This window comes from Pseudomonas putida (genome assembly GCF_050989985.1).
GTDB classification, from domain to species: Bacteria; Pseudomonadota; Gammaproteobacteria; order Pseudomonadales; family Pseudomonadaceae; genus Aquipseudomonas; species Aquipseudomonas putida_AI.
Window position 1 is genome coordinate 6393958 of the sequence record NZ_CP158815.1, and the last position, 21835, is coordinate 6415792.

The following is a 21835-nucleotide window of genomic DNA, read 5'->3' on the forward strand; positions in this document are numbered from 1 at the left end:
TTCTACCAGACAATGCCAATCGCGCAAGCTGTCGCTTCTACCGACCGTCTGCTAGGCTCCCGGCCCCAAGCACATCCCTCTGTGGGAGCGAGCTTGCTCGCGATAGCGCCGTGTCAGGCGACGCAAATGCTGGCTGACAGGGCCTCATCGCGAGCAAGCTCGCTCCCACAGGACATGCGTTACCCTTCTTTGTTTATCGAGAATCCCCCGCGTGCCCGACGCCATTTTGCGCCTTGCCCTGCCTTCGCCGCTGCGCCGCCTGTTCGACTATCGGGCACCGGCTGGGGTCCTGCGTGCCCGGCTGCATCCCGGCATGCGCCTGCGGGTGCCGTTCGGCCGGCGGGAGATGATCGGAATCCTGGTGGAGGTCACCGAGACCAGCGAAGTGCCGGCGGAAAAACTCAAACGCGCCCTGGCGCTGCTCGATGCCACCCCACCGCTGCCGCCCGCGCTGTTCAAGCTGTGCCAGTGGACCGCCCAGTATTATCAGCACAGCCTCGGCGACACCCTGAGCTGGGCACTGCCGGTGTTGCTGCGCCAGGGTGAACTGGCCGAAGCGCGCCAGGAACGCTTCTGGTCCGTCGCTCCCGGCGCCAGGCTCGATGATCCACGCATCGCCCGCGCCCCGCGTCAGCGTGAGGCCCTGGCGACACTGGCCCAGCATCCCCATGGCGTCGCCCATCAGTTGCTGAGCAAACTGATGTTGAGCAAGGACAGCCTCGATTTGCTGCTGGCCAAGGATCTGGTGCAAGTCGAAGTCCGTCGCCATGCGCCCGGCGCCCGCCACGAACACTGGCTGGCCCAGCCGGAGCTGCCGCTCAATGCGGAACAAAGCGCCGCTTGCGAAGCGATTCGCGCCGGGTTCGACAGTTATCACGCCTTTCTGCTGGCCGGCGTCACCGGCAGCGGCAAGACCGAAGTGTATTTGCAGCTGATTCGCCAAACCCTGGAAGCCGGCAAACAGGCGCTGGTATTGATCCCGGAAATCAACCTCGGCCCGCAGACCCTGGCGCGTTTCGAGCAGCGCTTCAATGCGCGTATTGCCCTGCTTCACTCGGCAGTCAACGATCGCGAACGCCTCGACGCCTGGCTCGCAGCCCGGGATGGCGAGGCCGACATCATTATCGGCACCCGTTCGGCGCTGTTCACGCCGATGAAAAATCCGGGGCTGATCATTATCGATGAAGAGCACGACGGCTCTTATAAACAGCAGGAAGGCCTGCGCTATCACGCCCGGGATCTGGCGCTGGTCCGCGCCCGACAGGAAAACATCCCGATTGTGCTTGGCTCGGCCACACCGTCACTGGAAAGCCTGCACAACGCCTACACCGGCCGCTATGGCCTGCTACGACTCAACGACCGCGCCGGCGGCGCCAAGCAGCCGCGCTTCCTGCGCCTGGACGTAAAAAGCCGCCCGCTGGACAGCGGCATTTCCGGGCCGATGCAACAGGCGATTGGCCAGACCCTCGCGGCCGGCCAGCAAGTGCTGGTGTTCCTCAACCGCCGCGGTTTCGCCCCCACGCTGCTGTGCCACGACTGCGGCTGGATGTCCGAATGCCAACGCTGCGATGCACGCATGACCGTGCATCAGCGCTACGGCGAACTGCGCTGCCACCATTGCGGTTACGTCGAACGCGTGCCGCGCCAGTGCCCGAAGTGCAACAAGGTCGATTTGCGTCCGGTGGGCGCCGGCACCGAACGAGCCGAAGAACGCCTGGCGATCCTGTTTCCGGACTACCCGGTCTTGCGGGTCGATCGTGACAGCACATCGCGCAAAGACGCGATGAACCAGCTGTTCGCGACCATCCAGAAGGGCCAGCCATGCATTCTGGTGGGCACGCAAATGCTCGCCAAGGGCCACCATTTCCCACGGGTGACGCTGGTATCGATTCTCGATGCCGACGGCGGCCTGTTTTCCGGCGACTTCCGCGCCAGCGAGCGCATGGCGCAACTGATCGTCCAGGTCGCCGGGCGCGCCGGACGGGCCGAAGAACCCGGCAAGGTCATCATCCAGACGCACCTGGCGGATCACCCCCTGCTGGTGCAATTGACCGAGCAGGGTTACTTCGCCTTTGCCGAGCAGGCCTTGAGCGAGCGCCGCGCGGCGGGCTTGCCGCCGTTCGCGCACCTGGCACTGTTGCGGGCCGAGGCGCATAAACCGGGTCAGGCTGAAGGATTTCTCGATGAGGCGTGCAGCGAGGCCGAGCGTCTGCTGGCCGAACAGAATCTGACCGGCATTGAACTCCTGGGGCCGGTGCCGGCGCCGATGGAGCGTCGGGCCGGGCGCTACCGTGCCCAGCTACTATTGCAGGCCAACGCTCGGGCGCCGTTGCACCGGTTGCTGGCCAATTGGTTGCTGGTGCTGGAGCAGATGCCGAGCGGACGGGCGGTGCGCTGGTCGCTGGACGTCGATCCCGTCGATCTGTATTGATTTTGGAATTGCTTTCGCGAGCAGGCTCGCTCCCACATTAGTTTTGTTTACGCAGTTCCACTGTAGGAGCGAGCCTGCTCGCGATAGCAATCGATTTGACACCGCATATCCACAACCTGCCCGCTATAGTTGGCAAGCCCGCCTTCGCAACGGATAATGCCCAGTTTTTCCACCAGCGCACGATGCGCCGCCGCGCCTGCGGTCGAAAGAGAAGACCATGAAAGACACCATTCGCCAGCTGATCCAACAAGCCATCACCCAACTCGTCAACGAAGGTGTGTTGCCTGAAGGCCTGTCGCCGGCGATCCAGGTGGAGAACTCCCGCGACAAGAAGAACGGCGACTTCGCCAGCAACATCGCCATGATGCTGGCCAAGCCGGCCGGCATGAAGCCACGCGACCTGGCGGAAAAAATCATCGCCGCGCTGCCGGCTGACGAGAACGTCTCCAAGGCCGAAATCGCCGGTCCCGGCTTCCTCAACTTCTTCCAGAACACCCAGGCCCTGGCTTCCCGCCTGGACGCCGCGCTGGCCGACGCCAACATCGGCGTGCGCAAGGCCGGCCCTGTGCAGCGCACCGTGGTCGACCTGTCCGCGCCGAACCTGGCCAAAGAGATGCACGTCGGCCACTTGCGCTCGACCATCATCGGCGACGGCGTCGCTCGCGTGCTCGAATTCCTCGGCGATACCGTGATCCGTCAGAACCACGTCGGCGACTGGGGCACCCAGTTCGGCATGCTGATGGCCTATCTTCAGGAAAACCCGATCACCAGCGACGAGCTGTCGGACCTGGAGAACTTCTACCGCGCAGCCAAGCAGCGCTTCGACGAATCCGAAGAGTTCGCCGACCGCGCCCGTGGCCTGGTGGTCAAGCTGCAGGCCGGCGACCCTGATTGCCTGGCGCTGTGGACCAAGTTCAAGGACATCTCGCTGTCCCACTGCCAGAAAATCTACGAGCTGCTGAACGTCAAGCTGACCATGGCCGACGTGATGGGCGAAAGCGCCTACAACGACGACCTGATCAACGTGGTCAACGACCTCAAGGCCGCCGGCATGCTGGTCGAAAGCAACGGCGCCCAGTGCGTGTTCCTCGACGAATTCAAGAACGCCGATGGCGACCCGCTGCCGGTGATCATCGTCAAGGCGGACGGCGGCTACCTCTACGCCACCACCGACCTGGCCGCCGTGCGCTACCGCAGCGGCAAGCTCAAGGCCGATCGCGCCCTGTACTTCGTCGACCAGCGCCAGGCCCTGCACTTCCAGCAAGTGTTCGCCGTGGCACGCAAGGCCGGCTTCGTGACGCACCCGATGGAAATGGAGCACATGGGCTTCGGCACCATGAACGGCGCCGACGGCCGTCCGTTCAAGACCCGCGACGGCGGCACCGTGAAGCTGATCGACCTGCTCACCGAAGCCCAGGAACGCGCCTACACCCTGGTGAAGGACAAGAACCCGGAGCTGGCCGAGGCCGATCTGCGCAACATCGCCAAAGTCGTCGGCATCGGCGCAGTGAAATACGCCGACCTGTCGAAACACCGCACCAGCGACTACAGCTTCAACTTCGACCTGATGCTGAATTTCGAAGGCAACACCGCGCCATACCTGCTGTACGCCTACACCCGCGTGGCCGGCGTGTTCCGCAAGCTGGGCAAGGACTTCAGCGAAGTCGAAGGGCAGATCGTTCTCGACGCCCCGCACGAACTGGAACTGGCGGCGAAACTCGCGCAGTTCGGCGAAGTGCTGAACAACGTATCCGAGAAGGGCACGCCGCACATTCTGTGCACCTACCTGTACGACGTCGCCGGCCTGTTCTCCAGCTTCTACGAGAACTGCCCGATCCTCGCCGCCGAGACCCCGGAACAAATGCAGAGCCGCCTGCGCCTCGCTGCGCTGACCGGCCGTACTCTCAAGCAAGGCCTGGAGCTGCTGGGCCTGGAAACCCTGGAGCGCATGTAAGTTGGCTGCCAAGAAAAAACCTGCACCCAAGCGTGGCGCCAGCCGTTACCAAGCTCCAGCGAAACAACCGATTCCGGGTTGGCTGTGGATGGCCATCGGCCTGACGGTCGGTGCCTTCATCGTATTCCTGATGAAGCTGGAGCCGGGCAAGGGCAGCGATACGGTCAAGCGCGAGAAGGTCGAGCAGCAGCAGAAAGCCACCAAGATCGCCGAGGCCAACAAGACCCCGCCGAGCCCGACGCAGCCAGTGAAGCCGAAGTACGACTTCTACACCCTGCTGCCGGAATCGGAAGTGATCGTGCCGCCGGATGCCGTGCCGGAAAAAACCTTGCCGACACCGCAAGTGCCGGCCGTTCCGACCACGCCGGTTACCCCGGCGGAAGCGGCGAAGATCGACACGGCCCGCGCCCAGGCCGCGCTGTCCGGGATCACGCCGCCACCTGCGCCGCCAGTCGCCAAGGCCGCGCCGGTGACCAAGTTCTTCCTGCAGGCCGGCTCGTTCCGCAAGGAAGCTGATGCCGACAAGGTTCGGGCCCAGATCATCCTGCTCGGCCAGGCCGTGGCGGTGGAGTCCGGTACGGTGAAGGACGAGACCTGGTATCGGGTATTGGTAGGTCCGTTCAGCAATCGCGAACAATTGACTACCGCACAGAAACAACTGTCCGGCGCCGGGTTTAGCAATCTGTTGTTACAACAACGCCAGAGCCGCTGATCCCACCGAAAAACTGTGTAATCGTTCATCGCGGGCAAGCCTTGCTCCTACAGGAGTTGCGTGACTCCTGTAGGAGCAAGGCTTGCCCGCGATGGCGCCAGAACTGACAACACACCATCCCCCGTCCTACACCGCTCGTCCCCTCTCCCGCCCCACAGTTGAAATCTTTTCCTACACCCCCATATGGGTTGGCATAAGGCACTTTCGCCCAGCTGCGTGGAGACTCTTCCCTTGACCACCATCGTTTCAGTTCGCCGCCAAGGCAAAGTCGTCATGGGCGGCGACGGCCAGGTTTCTCTCGGCAATACCGTGATGAAAGGCAACGCCAAGAAAGTCCGTCGCCTGTACCACGGTGAAGTCCTTGCCGGTTTCGCCGGCGCCACGGCTGACGCCTTTACCCTTTTCGAACGCTTCGAAGGCCAGCTGGAAAAACATCAGGGCCATCTGGTTCGCGCCGCCGTCGAGCTCGCCAAAGAATGGCGCACCGACCGCTCCCTGAGCCGCCTCGAAGCCATGCTCGCGGTCGCCAACAAGGATGCCTCCCTGATCATCACCGGCAACGGTGACGTGGTCGAGCCGGAAAACGGCCTGATCGCCATGGGTTCCGGTGGCGCCTATGCCCAGGCCGCCGCCAGCGCACTGCTGAAGAAAACCGACCTGTCCGCCCGGGAAATCGTCGAGACCGCTCTCGGCATCGCCGGCGACATCTGCGTATTCACCAACCACACTCAGACCATTGAGGAGCAGGACTGCGCCAAAGGCGACGAGTAAGTCTGTTTCGGCCGCATGCCACGACTCACTTGTTTAAGGTCCGTCAAATATTATGTCCATGACTCCCCGTGAAATCGTCCACGAACTCAATCGCCATATCATCGGCCAGGACGATGCCAAGCGCGCCGTCGCCATTGCCCTGCGCAACCGCTGGCGCCGGATGCAGCTTCCTGAAGAGCTGCGCGTAGAAGTCACCCCGAAAAACATCCTGATGATCGGCCCGACCGGTGTCGGTAAAACCGAGATCGCTCGTCGCCTGGCCAAACTGGCCAACGCGCCGTTCATCAAAGTCGAAGCCACCAAGTTCACCGAAGTCGGTTATGTCGGTCGCGACGTCGAATCGATCATTCGTGACCTGGCTGACGCCGCGATCAAACTGCTGCGCGAACAGGAAATCACCAAGGTTCGCCACCGCGCCGAAGACGCCGCCGAAGAGCGCATCCTCGACGCGCTGCTGCCACCGGCACGCATGGGCTTCAGCAGCGACGATGCCCCGACCTCCGATTCCAACACCCGCCAGCTGTTCCGCAAGCGCCTGCGCGAAGGCCAGCTGGATGACAAGGAAATCGAAATCGAAGTCGCCGAAATGTCCGGCGTCGATATCTCCGCGCCTCCGGGCATGGAAGAGATGACCAATCAGCTGCAGAGCCTGTTCGCCAACATGGGCAAGGGCAAGCGCAAGAGCCGCAAGCTCAAGGTCAAGGAAGCGCTGAAGCTGGTGCGCGATGAAGAAGCCAGCCGCCTGGTCAACGATGAAGAGTTGAAGGCCAAGGCCCTGGAAGCGGTCGAACAGCACGGCATCGTGTTCATCGACGAAATCGACAAGGTCGCCAAGCGCGGTAACGTCGGCGGCGCCGATGTGTCCCGTGAAGGCGTACAGCGCGACCTGCTGCCGCTGATCGAAGGCTGTACCGTCAACACCAAGCTGGGCATGGTCAAGACCGACCACATCCTGTTCATTGCTTCCGGTGCATTCCACCTGAGCAAGCCAAGCGACCTGGTGCCAGAGCTGCAAGGCCGCCTGCCGATTCGCGTTGAGCTCAAGGCCCTGTCGCCGCAGGACTTCGAGCGCATTCTCAGCGAGCCGCACGCTTCGCTCACCGAGCAATACTGCGCTCTGCTGAAAACCGAAGGCCTGTCCATCGAGTTCCAGCCGGACGGCATCAAGCGCATCGCGGAGATCGCCTGGCAGGTCAACGAGAAAACCGAAAACATCGGTGCCCGTCGCCTGCACACCTTGCTCGAACGTCTGCTTGAAGAGGTGTCCTTCAGCGCCGGCGACCTGGCCAGCGCCCACGATGACAAGGCGATCCAGATCGACGCCGACTACGTCAACAACCACCTCGGTGAATTGGCGCAGAACGAAGACCTGTCCCGTTATATCCTGTAAGCAACTCTTACAGACGTAGCGGAACTGTGGGAGCGAGCCTGCTCGCGATGACGGCGGTACATTCAACCCCTGTGTTGACTGTTGCAGCGCTATCGCGAGCAGGCTCGCTCCCACAAGGCTCCGCACAAGACGGACATCCGGTCATGATCCCCACCGACATCAAACTGCACAAAGCCTCGAAAACCCTGACGCTCAAGTACGCGTCCGGCGAGGAATACACCCTGCCCGCCGAGTTCCTGCGCGTGCACTCTCCCTCCGCCGAGGTCCAGGGCCACGGCAAACCCATCCTGCAATTTGGCAAGATCAACGTAGGACTGACCAAGCTGGAACCGGCCGGTCAGTACGCACTGAAATTGACCTTCGACGATGGCCACGACAGCGGCCTGTTCACCTGGGAATACCTCTACGAACTGGGGCGACGTTATGACGCACTCTGGGAGGATTACCTGGCCGAGCTCAAAACCGCCGGAAAATCCCGCGACCCGAACGAGTCTGTCGTCAAGCTGATGCTCTAGACCGAGCCTCTTGTTCATTAGAAGGCATTTTCTAATTTCATCTGTTTGAATGCTCCGCTCCAAGGCAAGCAACGGGCCTGCTTGCGAAAAAAATTAAACTCGGGTAACCAATGGAGCTGGCAAGTTCCCTGCAGTGCTCTCTGCGAACAAAAAGCAGCGGTGCAGTCTTAACGGTCACCCGAGTTCGGTACCAGGTATTTGCTGAGTGACTGTGCAGCAGGACCGGGTACTCGTCTCAGGACAATGGAGCGTCGTAGATGAGTAAAGAGAATAACGATGACTTGAAGTATCAGGCCTCGGAAAACACCCTGGGTCTGAATCCTGTCGTTGGGCTGCGTGGAAAGGATCTACTGGCTTCTGCTCGAATGGTGCTCAGACAGGCCATCAAACAACCGATTCACAGCGCCAAGCATGTCGCGCATTTCGGTCTGGAACTCAAAAACGTACTGCTCGGCAAATCCGGGCTGCAACCGGCAGGCGATGACCGTCGCTTCGCCGATCCGGCCTGGAGCCAGAACCCGCTCTACAAACGTTATATGCAAACCTATCTGGCGTGGCGCAAGGAGCTTCACGACTGGATCGACGACAGTAACCTGCCAGCCAAGGATGTCAGCCGTGGGCACTTCGTGATCAACCTCATGACCGAAGCCATGGCCCCGACCAACAGCGCGGCCAACCCGGCGGCGGTCAAACGCTTCTTCGAAACCGGCGGCAAGAGCCTGCTCGATGGTCTTTCGCATTTGGCCAAGGACCTGGTGCACAACAATGGCATGCCGAGCCAGGTCAACATGGGCGCTTTCGAGGTCGGCAAGACCCTGGGTGTGTCCGAAGGCGCGGTGGTGTTTCGCAACGATGTGCTGGAGCTGATCCAGTACAAGCCGACCACCGAGCAGGTCCATGAGCGTCCGCTGCTGGTGGTACCGCCACAGATCAACAAATTCTACGTTTTCGACCTCAGCCCGGAAAAAAGCCTGGCGCGCTTCTGCCTGCGCAGCAACGTGCAGACCTTCATTGTCAGCTGGCGCAACCCCACCAAGGAGCAGCGCGAGTGGGGCCTGTCGACCTACATCGAGGCACTCAAGGAAGCGGTCGATGTGGTCACTGCGATCACCGGCAGCAAAGACGTGAACATGCTCGGCGCCTGCTCCGGCGGCATCACCTGCACCGCACTGCTGGGCCACTATGCCGCGATCGGCGAGAACAAGGTCAACGCCCTCACCCTGCTGGTGAGCGTGCTCGACACCACCCTGGACACCGATGTCGCCCTGTTCGTCAACGAGCAGACCCTGGAAGCCGCCAAGCGCCACTCCTATCAGGCAGGCGTGCTGGAAGGCCGCGACATGGCGAAAGTCTTCGCCTGGATGCGCCCCAACGATCTGATCTGGAACTATTGGGTCAACAACTACCTGCTGGGCAACGAGCCGCCGGTGTTCGACATCCTGTTCTGGAACAACGACACCACGCGACTGCCCGCAGCGTTTCACGGCGACCTGATCGAGTTGTTCAAAAACAACCCGTTGATCCGCCCGAATGCACTGGAAGTGTGCGGCACGCCGATTGACCTCAAGCAAGTGAAGGCCGACATCTTTTCCCTGGCCGGCACCACCGACCACATCACCCCGTGGAAGTCCTGCTACAAGTCGGCGCATCTGTTTGGCGGCAATGTCGAGTTCGTGCTGTCCAGCAGCGGCCATATCCAGAGCATCCTGAACCCGCCGGGCAATCCGAAATCCCGCTACATGACCAACAGCGAAGCGGCGGACACTGCCGAAGAATGGCAGGAGAACTCCACCAAGCACACCGACTCCTGGTGGCTGCACTGGCACGCCTGGCTGGCCGAGCGCTCGGGCGAGCTGAAAAAGGCGCCTTTGAAGTTGGGCAACAAGGCTCATCCGGCGGGCGAAGCCGCGCCGGGTACTTATGTGCATGAGCGGTAACTGACACGCCTCGCCCTACCCCGGTGTAGGAGCGAGCATGCTCGCGATGGGCGTTAACGATGACGCGGGGGATCTGAAACCCCGCGATGTTTTCGAGTCCATCGCGAGCATGCTCGCTCCTACAGAGGGATAGGGATCGAGGAAGAATTTGAGAGATCCACAGGGCCAGAGCATGCCGCAACCGTTCATATTCCGTACCGTCGAACTGGATGGCCAGACCCTCCGCACGGCGGTGCGCCCCGGCAAGCCTCACTTGACGCCCTTGCTGATTTTCAACGGCATCGGCGCCAACCTTGAGCTGGTGTTTCCGTTTGTCGCGGCGCTGGACCCGGACCTGGAAGTCATCGCGTTCGATGTACCCGGTGTCGGCGGCTCGTCGACGCCCAATCGTCCGTACCGGTTTCCGGGCCTGGCGAAACTCACGGCCCGCATGCTCGACTACCTCGACTACGGACAGGTCAATGCGATCGGCGTTTCCTGGGGTGGCGCGCTGGCCCAGCAGTTTGCCTATGACTACCCGGAACGCTGCAAGAAGCTGGTGCTGGCGGCGACGGCCGCTGGCGCGGTGATGGTACCGGGCAAGCCGAAAGTGCTGTGGATGATGGCCAGCCCGCGCCGCTACATCCAGCCTTCCCACGTGATCCGCATCGCGCCGATGATCTACGGCGGCGCGTTCCGCCGTGACCCGACGCTGGCCGCGAACCACGCGGCCAAGGTGCGTTCGGCGGGCAAGCTGGGCTACTACTGGCAATTGTTCGCCGGCCTTGGCTGGACCAGCATTCACTGGCTGCACAAGATCAACCAGCCGACCCTGGTCCTGGCTGGCGACGACGATCCGCTGATCCCGCTGGTCAACATGCGCCTGCTGGCCTGGCGGATTCCCAACGCCCAATTGCACATCATCGACGACGGGCATCTGTTCCTGATTACCCGGGCAGAAGCCGTGGCGCCGATCATCATGAAGTTTCTCCAGGAGGAGCGGCAGCGTGCGGTGATGCATCCGCGCCCGGCACCTTTGGGCGGTTGATCGAGCCGCTGGCCTTGATGCAAAGGGGACGGCAGGACGCCGCGCCGCGCAACAACCCGATACAGCGTCTATGGTGTTCTGGTTCAGTGTGTTTGTTTTTGGCCTGAAGACGAAGGAGTGTTGACTGATGCGTGAAAAACCAGCGAGGGACCTGGCGCCCTCTCCCGCCACCTTCATCAACGCACAGAGTGCGATCACCGGCCTGCGCGGCCGTGATCTGCTTTCAACGCTGCGCAGCGTCGCCGCGCATGGTTTGCGCAACCCCGTGCACAGCGCCCGCCACGCCCTGAAACTGGGTGGCCAATTAGGGCGCGTGCTGCTGGGTGAAACCCTGCATCCGACCAACCCCCATGACAGTCGCTTCGCCGATCCGGCCTGGAGCCTCAACCCTTTCTATCGTCGCAGCCTGCAGGCTTACCTGAGCTGGCAAAAGCAGGTCAGAAGCTGGATCGACGAAAGCAATATGAGCCCGGACGATCGCGCACGGGCACAGTTCGTATTCTCCCTGCTCAACGATGCCGTATCGCCGTCCAACAGCTTGCTCAATCCGCTGGCGATCAAGGAAATCTTCAACTCCGGCGGCAACAGCCTGGTGCGCGGGATCGGCCATCTGGTGGACGACTTGCTGCACAACGATGGCCTGCCCCGGCAGATCACCAAGCAGGCGTTCGAGGTCGGCAAGACGGTTGCCACCACCACCGGCGCCGTGGTGTTTCGCAACGAGCTGCTGGAGCTGATCCAGTACAAGCCGATGAGCGAAAAGCAGTATTCCAAGCCGCTGCTGGTGGTGCCGCCGCAGATCAACAAGTTCTACATTTTCGACCTGAGCCCCACCAACAGCTTCGTCCAGTTCGCACTCAAGAACGGCCTGCAAACCTTCATGATCAGCTGGCGCAACCCGGATGTACGCCACCGTGAATGGGGCCTGTCGACCTACGTTGAAGCGGTGGAAGAGGCGATGAATGTCTGCCGGGCGATCACCGGCGCGCGCGAGGTCAACCTGATGGGTGCCTGTGCCGGCGGGTTGACCATTGCCGCGCTGCAAGGCCACTTGCAGGCCAAGCGCCAGATGCGACGGGTATCGAGTGCCACCTACCTGGTGAGCCTGCTCGACAGCCAGCTGGACACGCCGGCCACCTTGTTCGCCGACGAACAGACCCTGGAAGCCGCCAAGCGCCGCTCCTATCAAAAAGGCGTGCTCGACGGCCGGGACATGGCCAAGGTCTTCGCCTGGATGCGCCCCAACGACTTGATCTGGAGCTACTTCGTCAACAACTACCTGCTGGGCAAGGAGCCGCCGGCCTTCGACATCCTTTACTGGAACAACGACACCACGCGCCTGCCGGCAGCCCTGCACGGCGACTTGCTGGACTTCTTCAAGCACAACCCGCTGGGCCATCCGGGCGGCCTCGAAGTGTGCGGCACGCCGATCGACTTGCAGAAAGTCACGGTCGACAGCTTCAGCGTCGCCGGCATCAACGACCACATCACGCCGTGGGATGCGGTGTATCGCTCGACCCTGCTGCTGGGCGGCGAGCGCCGTTTCGTGCTGTCCAACAGCGGTCACGTGCAGAGCATCCTCAATCCGCCGGGCAACCCGAAAGCCAACTACGTCGAGGGCGCCAAGCTGAGTAGCGACCCACGGGCCTGGTACTACGACGCCAAGCAGGTCGAGGGCAGTTGGTGGACGCAATGGCTGAGCTGGATTCAGGAACGCTCGGGGGCGCAGAAGGAAACCCTCATGACCCTCGGCAACCAGAACTATCCACCGATGGAGGCGGCACCCGGCACCTACGTGCGCGTGCGCTGACACTCAACACACTACAACCGGCACCCAACATTGCAGGAGCGAGCATGCTCGCGAAAAACGTTCAGGCAACGCGTTCATCCAGACAGCACGCGTTATCGTTAACGTCCATCGCGAGCATGCTCGCTCCTACAGGGTTTGGGGTTGGCTTGGCATGATCACTAAGAAGACTGGATGAAAACCCGCGACCGCATCCTCGAATGTGCCCTGCAGTTGTTCAATCAGAAGGGCGAACCGAATGTCTCCACCATGGAAGTTGCCAACGAAATGGGCATCAGCCCGGGCAACCTCTACTACCACTTCCACGGCAAGGAGCCGTTGATACTCGGGTTGTTCGAGCGCTTCCAGGCCGAGCTGACACCGCTGCTCGACCCACCCGTCGACGCCGAACTGGGCCCCGATGATTACTGGCTGTTCCTGCATCTGATCGTCGAGCGCCTGTCCCATTACCGCTTCCTGTTCCAGGACCTGTCGAACCTGGCCGGCCGCTTGCCGAAACTGGCCAAGGGCATTCGCAATCTGCTCAATGCACTCAAGCGCACACTGGCAACGTTGCTGGCGCGCCTGAAGGCTCAGGGGCAATTGGTCAGCGACACCCAGGCCCTGGGTCAACTGGTGGAGCAGATCACCATGACCCTGCTGTTTTCCCTGGACTACCAGCGGATTCTTGATCGTGAAGGTGAAGTGAGGCTGGTGGTTTACCAGATCATGATGCTGGTGGCGCCGCACCTGTTGCCGCCGATCAAGGTGGCGACCGAGCAATTGGCCCTTCAATACCTGGAAGAACACGAATAACCCTGGCCACAAAAAATCCTGTGGGAGCGAGCCTGCTCGCGATGGCAATTTATCCTTCAAAATCGATGTCGACTGACACACCGCTATCGCGAGCAGGCTCGCTCCCACAGGGGTGCCGCGGCGCTCTTGGAATCGCGTACAAACAAAAACGCCCGACCTTGGCAGGCCGGGCGTTTTTTTGAGCCCTGAAGAATCAGGACTGACTGGTTGGCGTCGATGGAGCTGGCGCGGCAGTCGGGGTGACAGCAGGGGTCGGCGCGGTTGCGGAATTCGATGCGCTGACAGGTGCAGCCGATGCGGCCGGGGTTGCCGGCTTGGCGGCGGCCACGGCTGGTTTGGCGGCGGCTTTTGGAGCGGCCGGCTTTTTCACTGCTGGCTTTTTCGCGGCCGCAGGTTTTGCTGCTGGCTTGGCTGTCGCTGGCTTGGCCGCTGCGGTTTTCGCCGCTGCCGGTTTGGCCGCAGGCTTGGCGGCTGGCTTGGCAGCTACCGGTTTGGCAGCAGGCTTGGCTGCGGCAGGTTTTGCAGCAGCGGTTTTGGCAGCAGGCTTGGCCGCGGCTTTAGCGGCAGGTTTGGCTGCAGGCTTGGCCGCCAGTGGCTTGGCTGCGGTCTTGGCGGCCGGTTTGGCAGCTGCGGGTTTGGCTGCGGCAGTTTTGGCCGCAACAGGCGCAACCTTGGCACCGGTCAGTTTTTCGATCTGCTTGGTCAGTTGCTCGACCTTGCTGTGCAGCGCCTTGACCTCATTGCGGCTTGGCACGCCCAGGCGCGAAATGGCGCTGTTCAGGCGCTTGTCGAAAGCCCCTTCCAGCTCATCCCACTTGCCCAGAGCCTTGTCTTTCACGCCGCTGATACGCGACTTGGCCGAAGAAGCGGTGTCCTTGGCGCTGTCCTTGGCAGTGTCGACTTTCTTGCCGATTGCCTTCTCGGCTTTCTCGCCGTCTTTAACCAATGCATCGAAGATTTTGCTGCCGTCAGTGTCGATCTTCGAGTACACGCCTAAACCAGCCAGCCAGATTTTTCGGGAGTAGTCTTCTACTTTCCCGATCCACGAGCTGCCTTCTTTTTCGGTGTTCTTTTTAACAGCCATCCCGTTCTCCTTAAGATTTACGCGCGACGCGTTCGAGCAGTGCCGTCAGCTCATCGAGCTTGACAGAGAGTGTCTCCACGTCATGTTTAGACGGAATGCCGATACGATTCAAGGCACTTGCGACACGCGAGTCGAACGCCTTCTCGACCTTGTCGAGTTGAACTTCGACCCGGCCCTTGAAAGTGCTCACTTCACTCTTGGCATCAGCGATCTCGGAGTTCGCTGCTTCGAGCTTTGCAGCTACTGCCTTTTTACCTTTGGTTTCAACAGCTTGACCGGTCTTGATCAGCTCCTGAATGTACTCGGCGCCCTCCTGGCCAACCTTGGCGTAGGCACCCAGGCCTGCCAGCCAGATCTTGCGGGCATAGGTTTTGACATCGCTCAGAGCAGTCGTCGAAGCGTCGATTTTTTTCTTCAAAATTACTTTGGCCATGGTCCACCTCACGCGCAGAAGGTTTGAGGAACTGCCCGGACAAGTGTCGGGCTCTGGCACAAAGTAGGGAGAAAAATTAGAAACGGCACCCTAACAACTGACATAAACCTTTGGATGCACCGCATTACAAACTGTAGGAGCGAGCCTGCTCGCGATGGCGGTGGATCAATCAACATCGATGTCGACTGACACTCCGTCATCGCGAGCAGGCTCGCTCCTACAGGGGATGTGATTTCAATCGGGGATCAGACGAGGGCCTTGTCCAGCGCCTTCTCGATTTCCGCTTTGATCATGCCGCTCATGGCCGACATCATCAGGCCCAGTTCCACGTCGACCCGGATCGAATCGTCAGCCACATGCACCGCGCCTTTCACACCTGAGCGCTTGAGGTTCAGGGTGTCCCCGGACCACTGCGGCTGCAGGCCATACTGGTCGGAGAGTTTCTGCGCCAGCTTGTCGGCTTTCTCGCGCGCCGCTTCCTTGCCCAGGCTGTGGGCACGCTCAACACTGATATGGGCCATCGAATGACTCCTGCTTTTTGAATACGGCTATGAATGCTTGCTCGATGAATCTTGACCGCCGCTGCGGCAAAAGGTCCCGAGGGTTGCCCATCTTACCTTTAGCCATTCCAAGACAAAGCATCCCTTGGGGATTAGAATGTCGCGCATTCTCTCTTGGTGACAGCGATATGACTGATCAGCGCAAAGGCAGCGATGCCGAACCCACCACTCACTTCGGCTTCAAAAACGTTCCGGAAAGCCAGAAAGCGGAAAAAGTCGCTGAAGTTTTCCACTCGGTAGCTGCCAAGTACGACTTGATGAACGACCTCCTGTCGGGCGGCATGCACCGCCTGTGGAAGCGTTTCGCGATCGAACTGTCGGGCGTACGCGCCGGCAACCGCGTGCTCGACATCGCCGGCGGTACTGGCGACCTGACCCGCAAATTCTCGCACCTGGTAGGCCCGACCGGCCAGGTGGTGCTGGCTGACATCAACGAGTCCATGCTCAAGGTCGGCCGTGACCGCCTGCTGGACCTGGGTGTGGCCGGCAACGTCGAATTCGTCCAGGCCGACGCGGAAAAACTGCCGTTCCCGGACAACCATTTCGACTGCGTGACCATCGCCTTCGGCCTGCGTAACGTGACGCACAAGGAAGACGCCCTGCGTTCGATGCTGCGCGTGCTCAAGCCTGGCGGACGCCTGCTGGTGCTGGAATTCTCCAAGCCCACCAACGCACTGATGTCCAAGGCCTACGACGCCTACTCGTTCGCCTTCATGCCATTGATGGGCAAGCTGATCACCAACGACTCGGAAAGCTATCGCTACCTGGCCGAATCGATCCGCATGCACCCCAACCAGGAAACCCTGAAGTCGATGATGGTCGAGGCCGGTTTCGACCGCGTGACCTATCACAACATGACCGCAGGCATCGTCGCCCTGCATCGCGGCATCAAGCCCTGATGCTGCTCGCCGGACTGCTCGCCAGCGTTGAACTCGGCCTGAACCGGGTGCTGCGTCTCGACAGCACGGCGCTGCCGCGGCTCGCGCATTTGAGCGGCAAGGTGATTGCCGTCGATTGCCGCAGCCCGGCATTGCAACTGTTCATCCTGCCCAGCGATGAAGGCCTGATGCTCGCCTCCCAGTGGGAAACCGGCGCCGACTGCACCTTGCGTGCACCGGCTTCGAGCCTGCTGAAACTGGCAATGAGCAAGGACAAGACCTCGGTGCTGCATGCCCCTGAAGTCGAGCTCGACGGCGACAGCGGCGTGCTGCTGGAACTGGCGGCCATCCTCCAGGACCTTGAGCTGGACTGGGAATACGAACTCTCGCGCTGGCTAGGCCCGGTCGCCACACAGTTGGTGGGTGGCCACCTGCGCAGCCGCGCGCGTTGGTATCAACAAGGATTTGCCAGCCTCAACCAGAACCTCGCCGAATACCTGGCCGAAGAATCGCGCAGCCTCGTCGGCAAGCGCGAAGCCGAAGCCCGATTCAGTGAACTGGACCAGATCAAGATCGATCTGGAACGACTCGAGGCGCGATTCGAGCGCCTTTCCCGATCCCTCGACCCAAGCGATAACGCATGAAGCTGCTTGCCGTCCGCCGTCTGTTGCGCATCCAGCGCGTCGTGATCCGCTACCGCCTCGATGACCTGCTGTTCGACCTGCCACTGCCCTGGTTCCTGCTGGTGCTGCGCTACGCCCTGCCGTGGCGCTGGTTCCCGCGCAAGACCCTGGACCTGAGCCGTGGCGCACGACTGCGCCTGGCGTTGCAGGACCTCGGGCCGATTTTCATCAAGTTCGGGCAGATTCTGTCCACCCGTCGCGACCTGTTGCCCGAGGACATCGCCGACGAGCTGATGAAGCTGCAGGACCGTGTGCCGCCGTTCGATTCGCAAGTGTCGGTCAAGCTGATCGAAGACCAGCTCGGCAAGAAGATCAGCGAAGTGTTCAGCCGTTTCGACGTCGAACCCCTGGCCTCGGCCTCGGTAGCGCAGGTGCATGCCGCGCAGTTGAAAACCGGTGAAGAAGTGGTGGTCAAGGTGATCCGCCCGGGCCTCAAACCGGTCATCAAGCAAGATCTGGCGTGGCTGTTCATCCTCGCCCGCGCCGCCGAAAGGGTCTCGGCCGATGCGCGTTTGCTGCACCCGGTGGACGTTGTCAGCGACTACGAAAAAACCATCTACGACGAACTCGACCTGCTGCGCGAGGCGGCCAACGCCAGCCAGCTCAAGCGCAACTTCGAAGGCTCGCCGTTGCTCTACGTGCCGCAGGTCTATTGGGACTGGTGCCGGCCGAAAGTGCTGGTGATGGAGCGCATCTACGGCATTCAGGTGACCGACCTGGCCACCCTGGCCGACCAGCGCACCGACATGAAAATGCTCGCCGAGCGTGGCGTGGAGATCTTCTTCACCCAGGTGTTCCGCGACAGTTTCTTCCATGCCGACATGCACCCCGGCAACATTTTCGTCAGCACCGTGAGCCCGTGGAGCCCGCAGTACATTGCGATCGACTGCGGCATCGTCGGCAGCCTGACCCCGGAAGACCAGGACTATCTGGCACGCAACCTGTTCGCCTTCTTCAAGCGCGACTACCGCCGCGTGGCGCAATTGCACATCGATTCGGGCTGGGTGCCGGCGGAAACCAAACTCAACGAATTCGAAGCGGCGATCCGTACCGTGTGCGAGCCCATCTTCGAAAAGCCGTTGAAGGATATTTCCTTCGGCCAGGTGCTGATGCGCCTGTTCCAGACCGCGCGCCGCTTCAACATGGAAGTGCAGCCACAGCTGGTTCTTCTGCAGAAAACCCTGCTAAACATCGAAGGCCTGGGCCGCCAGCTGTACCCGGACCTCGATCTGTGGAACACCGCGCAGCCATTCCTCGAGCGCTGGATGCGCGAGCGCGTCAGCCCCAAGGCCCTGTTCGGCAACGTGCAGAGCCAGATCGAACAGATCCCGCATCTGGCCAACATGACGCGCGACCTGCTCGAACGCCTGTCCCAGCCTCACGCCAGCGACCCACCGCCACCCTGGCACCGTCGCCGCGACGACTGGTTCCTGCGCCTGCTGGGAACCGCCCATCTGGCTGGCGGCGCCATTCTCGCCGCCGGTGGTCCGCTTAATCAGTTGGCTTATTGGCCCGCGGGAATCATGATGGCCGTCGGCTTGTATCTGGTCGTGCGTCGATAGCATGAATCAGCTGCAAGTTATAAGCTGCAAGCGACGCTCGTAGCACTCATGTTTAATTCACGCCTGCAGACAGGCGTTGCACAATGCGAAAGAACGAAGTGGACTGGCTTTTACTCGTGGCTTGAAGCTTGAAGCTTGTCGCTGCACCTCGGGAACTGAAGATGAAAAACTGGCTGGACGAGATCAAGTGGGACGCCGATGGCCTGGTGCCAGCGATTGCCCAGGATCACAAGACCGGGCGCGTCCTGATGATGGCCTGGATGAACCGTGAAGCACTGGAACTGACCGCTGCGGAGAACCGCGCCATCTACTGGTCGCGCTCCCGTGGCAAGCTGTGGCGCAAGGGCGAAGAATCCGGCCACGTGCAGACCCTGCATGAGATGCGCCTGGATTGCGATGCCGACGTCATCATCCTGATGGTCGAGCAGATTGGCAATATCGCCTGCCATACCGGCCGTCAGAGCTGCTTCTATCGCGTCTTCGAGAACGGCGACTGGAAAACCGTCGATCCGGTCCTGAAAGACCCGCATGCCATCTACTCCGCAGGACATAAACATGAGTGACACGCTGAACCGTCTGGCCCAGGTACTGGAAGAGCGCAAAGGCGCCGCCGCCGACAGCTCGTATGTCGCCAGCCTGTACCACAAGGGCTTGAACAAGATTCTGGAAAAAGTCGGCGAAGAGTCGGTCGAAACCATCATTGCCGCCAAGGATGCCGCCGTCAGCGGCGACTGCAGCGATGTGATCTACGAAACCGCCGATTTGTGGTTCCACAGCATGGTCATGCTCGCCCAATTGGGGCAGCATCCACAGGCTGTACTCGATGAACTGGACCGTCGCTTCGGTCTCTCCGGACATGTAGAGAAAGCCTCGCGTCCGTCTGCCTGAACAATTATTAGAGAGGAGCAGCACCATGGGTATTTTTGACTGGAAACACTGGATCGTCATCCTGGTTGTAGTCGTACTGGTGTTCGGCACCAAGAAGCTGAAAAACCTCGGCACTGACGTCGGCGAATCGATCAAGGGCTTCAAGAAAGCCATGAACGACGACGAAAAACCGGCCGACCCGACTGCGACCCCGGCACAACCGGTTCCACCTGTTCAGCCGCAGGCCTCGGTGAACCAGCCGCACACCATCGACGTGCAGGCACAGAAAGTCGAAGAGCCGATCCGCAAAGACGTGTGAGCACAGACTAATGTTTGGTATCAGCTTCTCTGAACTGCTGCTCGTTGGCCTGGTGGCCCTGCTGGTGCTGGGTCCCGAGCGCCTGCCGCATGCTGCGCGCACCGCCGGCCTGTGGGTCGGGCGCCTGAAGCGCAGCTTCAATGCGATCAAACAGGAAGTTGAACGTGAAATCGGTGCCGACGAAATTCGTCGGCAACTGCACAACGAACACATTCTGTCGCTGGAACAGGAGGCGCGGAAGATTTTCACGCCGACCCAGCAGGAGCCGACACCGGTTACGCCTGAGGCAACGCCGACAGTAACGGCGCCTGTCGCCGAAGCTGCGCCTGTCGAAGCTGCGCCTGTTGTTGCGGCGACACCGGTTGAACCCGTGGTACCTGCGGCTGCGCCTGTCTCGCCAGCCCCTCAAGACCCTCCACTGCCGCCGCGAGCCCCATGAGCGATCTCCCTGAAAACGACCAGCACATGCCGCTGGTTTCGCACCTCACCGAGTTGCGCACCCGTCTGCTGCGCTGCGTAGCGGCGGTGTTCATCATCTTCGCCGGGTTGTTCGCCTTCACCCAGCAGATCTACACCTTCGTCTCCACACCGCTGCGCCAATACCTGCCGGCCGGTGCGACGATGATCGCCACCGATGTGTCGTCGCCGTTCCTGACGCCGCTGAAGCTGACGATGATGGTCTCGCTGTTCCTGGCGATCCCGGTGATCCTGCACCAGATCTGGGGCTTCATCGCGCCAGGCCTGTACAAGCATGAAAAGCGCATCGCCGTGCCCCTGCTGGTATCGAGCATCCTGCTGTTCTACGCCGGCATGGCCTTCGCCTACTTCCTGGTGTTCCCGCTGATCTTCAAGTTCTTCGCCGCCGCAACCCCGGCCGGCGTGGAAATGATGACCGACATCACCAGCTACCTCGATTTCGTCATGACGCTGTTCTTCGCCTTCGGCGTGGCGTTCGAAATCCCGGTGGCCGTGGTGCTGCTGGTGTGGATCGGCGTGGTCGACGTCAAATACCTGAAGAAGATCCGTCCGTACGTGATCATCGGCTGCTTCGTGGTCGGCATGATCCTGACCCCGCCGGACATCTTCTCGCAAACGCTGCTGGCGGTGCCGATGTGGCTGCTGTTCGAGATCGGCGTGCTGTTTGGCGGCCTGATCAGCAAGCGCGGCGAACATCCGGACGATCAGCCGGCTGACGACCACAACGACCAGCCGCCAGCGACCCAAGCGTGAACCTGCTGCTCCTTGAAGAGGCCGACTTCATCGCGGCCGACCGCGTGATCCTGCGTGATCGCCGGCTGACCCACATGCAGGAAGTCCATCGCTGCGAAGTCGGCGACAGCATGCGCGTCGGCCGTATCGGCGGCCTCATGGGCTCGGCCGAGGTATTGCGCCTGGATGCCAGCGAAGCGGAATTGCGTGTCACCCTCGACCAACTGCCGCCCGCCAAGCTGCCATTGACCCTGGTATTGGCCCTGCCACGCCCCAAAATGCTGCGCAGGGTGTTTCAGACCGTGGCAGCCATGGGAGTGCCGCGTATCGTGCTGGTGAACAGCTACCGCGTCGAGAAGAGCTTCTGGCAGACACCGTTCCTGGAGCCGGAAGCGATTCGCGAACAGTTGATCCTGGGCCTCGAACAGGCCCGGGACAGCGTGCTGCCTGAAGTCACCATCGAAAAGCGCTTCAAACCGTTCGTTGAAGACCGCCTGCCGGCCATCAGCGATGGCACCCTCGGCCTGGTCGGCCATCCGGGCAACTACCCGCCCTGCCCCCGCGCGCTGAATGAACCGGTGACCCTGGCCATCGGCCCCGAGGGCGGCTGGATTCCCTACGAAATCGACCTGCTGGGCAAATCCGGCCTGCAACCGGTGCAACTGGGCGAGCGCATCCTGCGCGTGGAAACCGCCGTCACTGCCTTGCTCGCACGCCTATTCTGACAACACTACCCCCCTGTGGGAGCGAGCCTGCTCGCGATAGCGATGGCACAGTCAACACTCCATTGACTGACCCGACGCCATCGCGAGCAGGCTCGCTCCCACAGGTCATCAATCATTCCCGCCGTCCATCGGATGCCTCCTATAGAACCCCCATCCCCTGCCGATATACCCCCCAT

22 protein-coding genes are annotated in these 21835 nt (G+C 61.3%); 19 read left to right on the forward strand and 3 right to left on the reverse strand.

Annotation, left to right across the window (positions count from 1 at the left end):
- Window positions 1-211: 211 nt before the first annotated feature.
- The 10 genes from ABTV29_RS29160 (at window position 212) to ABTV29_RS29205 (ending at window position 13339) form a co-directional block, all read left to right on the forward strand.
- A complete protein-coding gene (locus ABTV29_RS29160; protein ID WP_433767971.1) occupies window positions 212-2431 on the forward strand; it encodes a primosomal protein N' in 2220 nt (739 codons plus the stop codon).
- Between the two features lie 217 nt (window positions 2432-2648).
- The gene (gene argS / locus ABTV29_RS29165; RefSeq protein WP_433767972.1) at window positions 2649-4385 is read left to right on the forward strand and encodes an arginine--tRNA ligase; all 1737 of its coding nucleotides are present in this window, start codon (window positions 2649-2651) and stop codon (window positions 4383-4385) included.
- A 1-nt stretch (window position 4386) separates the two neighbouring features.
- Window positions 4387-5097 carry an SPOR domain-containing protein gene (locus ABTV29_RS29170; RefSeq protein WP_433767973.1) on the forward strand — a complete coding sequence of 237 codons (711 nt, stop codon included), beginning with the start codon at window positions 4387-4389 and terminating at the stop codon, window positions 5095-5097.
- A 231-nt stretch (window positions 5098-5328) separates the two neighbouring features.
- A complete protein-coding gene (gene hslV, locus ABTV29_RS29175; protein WP_150771882.1) occupies window positions 5329-5868 on the forward strand; it encodes an ATP-dependent protease subunit HslV in 540 nt (179 codons plus the stop codon).
- A 52-nt stretch (window positions 5869-5920) separates the two neighbouring features.
- The gene (gene hslU / locus ABTV29_RS29180) at window positions 5921-7258 is read left to right on the forward strand and encodes an HslU--HslV peptidase ATPase subunit (protein ID WP_433767974.1); all 1338 of its coding nucleotides are present in this window, start codon (window positions 5921-5923) and stop codon (window positions 7256-7258) included.
- Between the two features lie 143 nt (window positions 7259-7401).
- On the forward strand, window positions 7402-7773 hold the full coding sequence (locus ABTV29_RS29185; protein ID WP_433767975.1) for a gamma-butyrobetaine hydroxylase-like domain-containing protein: 372 nt from the start codon (window positions 7402-7404) through the stop codon (window positions 7771-7773).
- Window positions 7774-8030: 257 nt separating this feature from the next.
- Window positions 8031-9710: a class II poly(R)-hydroxyalkanoic acid synthase gene (gene phaC, locus ABTV29_RS29190; RefSeq protein WP_433767976.1), complete on the forward strand. Its 1680-nt coding sequence runs from the start codon at window positions 8031-8033 to the stop codon at window positions 9708-9710.
- A gap of 172 nt (window positions 9711-9882) precedes the next feature.
- Window positions 9883-10737 (forward strand): poly(3-hydroxyalkanoate) depolymerase, encoded by an 855-nt coding sequence (gene phaZ, locus ABTV29_RS29195; protein WP_433767977.1) that lies wholly within the window; start codon window positions 9883-9885, stop codon window positions 10735-10737.
- 127 nt (window positions 10738-10864) lie between these two features.
- Window positions 10865-12547, forward strand: a complete 1683-nt coding sequence (gene phaC, locus ABTV29_RS29200; RefSeq protein WP_433767978.1) for a class II poly(R)-hydroxyalkanoic acid synthase — start codon at window positions 10865-10867, stop codon at window positions 12545-12547.
- A gap of 171 nt (window positions 12548-12718) precedes the next feature.
- Window positions 12719-13339: a TetR/AcrR family transcriptional regulator gene (locus tag ABTV29_RS29205; RefSeq protein ID WP_433767979.1), complete on the forward strand. Its 621-nt coding sequence runs from the start codon at window positions 12719-12721 to the stop codon at window positions 13337-13339.
- A 193-nt stretch (window positions 13340-13532) separates the two neighbouring features.
- On the opposite strand, the gene ABTV29_RS29210 is transcribed toward ABTV29_RS29205, so the two are convergent.
- The 3 genes from ABTV29_RS29210 to ABTV29_RS29220 all read right to left on the reverse strand — a co-directional run bounded on the left by ABTV29_RS29210 (window position 13533) and on the right by ABTV29_RS29220 (window position 15377).
- Complete coding sequence (locus tag ABTV29_RS29210) at window positions 13533-14423, reverse strand: phasin family protein (protein ID WP_433767980.1); 891 nt, start codon at window positions 14421-14423, stop codon at window positions 13533-13535.
- Between the two features lie 10 nt (window positions 14424-14433).
- A complete protein-coding gene (locus tag ABTV29_RS29215; RefSeq protein ID WP_433767981.1) occupies window positions 14434-14856 on the reverse strand; it encodes a phasin family protein in 423 nt (140 codons plus the stop codon).
- 245 nt (window positions 14857-15101) lie between these two features.
- Window positions 15102-15377, reverse strand: a complete 276-nt coding sequence (locus ABTV29_RS29220) for a polyhydroxyalkanoic acid system family protein (protein WP_433767982.1) — start codon at window positions 15375-15377, stop codon at window positions 15102-15104.
- Window positions 15378-15544: 167 nt separating this feature from the next.
- Here ABTV29_RS29220 and ubiE point away from each other — a divergent pair, with 167 nt between their 5' ends.
- The 9 genes from ubiE to ABTV29_RS29265 all read left to right on the forward strand — a co-directional run bounded on the left by ubiE (window position 15545) and on the right by ABTV29_RS29265 (window position 21659).
- Complete coding sequence (gene ubiE, locus ABTV29_RS29225; RefSeq protein ID WP_007975568.1) at window positions 15545-16315, forward strand: bifunctional demethylmenaquinone methyltransferase/2-methoxy-6-polyprenyl-1,4-benzoquinol methylase UbiE; 771 nt, start codon at window positions 15545-15547, stop codon at window positions 16313-16315.
- Entirely contained in the window at window positions 16315-16938 is a 624-nt protein-coding gene (locus ABTV29_RS29230) for a ubiquinone biosynthesis accessory factor UbiJ (RefSeq protein ID WP_433767983.1), read from the forward strand. Before ubiE ends, ABTV29_RS29230 begins: the two co-directional genes overlap by 1 nt.
- Complete coding sequence (gene ubiB / locus ABTV29_RS29235) at window positions 16935-18539, forward strand: ubiquinone biosynthesis regulatory protein kinase UbiB (RefSeq protein WP_433767984.1); 1605 nt, start codon at window positions 16935-16937, stop codon at window positions 18537-18539. The genes ABTV29_RS29230 and ubiB overlap by 4 nt, the downstream gene beginning before the upstream one ends.
- Window positions 18540-18700: 161 nt before the next feature.
- Window positions 18701-19102, forward strand: coding sequence for a phosphoribosyl-AMP cyclohydrolase (gene hisI, locus ABTV29_RS29240; protein ID WP_400775256.1), 402 nt, complete (start codon window positions 18701-18703; stop codon window positions 19100-19102).
- Window positions 19095-19427 carry a phosphoribosyl-ATP diphosphatase gene (locus ABTV29_RS29245; RefSeq protein WP_065261771.1) on the forward strand — a complete coding sequence of 111 codons (333 nt, stop codon included), beginning with the start codon at window positions 19095-19097 and terminating at the stop codon, window positions 19425-19427. The genes hisI and ABTV29_RS29245 overlap by 8 nt, the downstream gene beginning before the upstream one ends.
- A gap of 25 nt (window positions 19428-19452) precedes the next feature.
- On the forward strand, window positions 19453-19725 hold the full coding sequence (locus ABTV29_RS29250; RefSeq protein ID WP_218439040.1) for a twin-arginine translocase TatA/TatE family subunit: 273 nt from the start codon (window positions 19453-19455) through the stop codon (window positions 19723-19725).
- Between the two features lie 10 nt (window positions 19726-19735).
- Entirely contained in the window at window positions 19736-20164 is a 429-nt protein-coding gene (gene tatB, locus ABTV29_RS29255; protein WP_433767985.1) for a Sec-independent protein translocase protein TatB, read from the forward strand.
- Window positions 20161-20955 (forward strand): twin-arginine translocase subunit TatC, encoded by a 795-nt coding sequence (tatC, locus tag ABTV29_RS29260; RefSeq protein WP_433767986.1) that lies wholly within the window; start codon window positions 20161-20163, stop codon window positions 20953-20955. Before tatB ends, tatC begins: the two co-directional genes overlap by 4 nt.
- Window positions 20952-21659 (forward strand): 16S rRNA (uracil(1498)-N(3))-methyltransferase, encoded by a 708-nt coding sequence (locus ABTV29_RS29265; protein ID WP_433767987.1) that lies wholly within the window; start codon window positions 20952-20954, stop codon window positions 21657-21659. Before tatC ends, ABTV29_RS29265 begins: the two co-directional genes overlap by 4 nt.
- Window positions 21660-21835 lie beyond the last annotated feature (176 nt).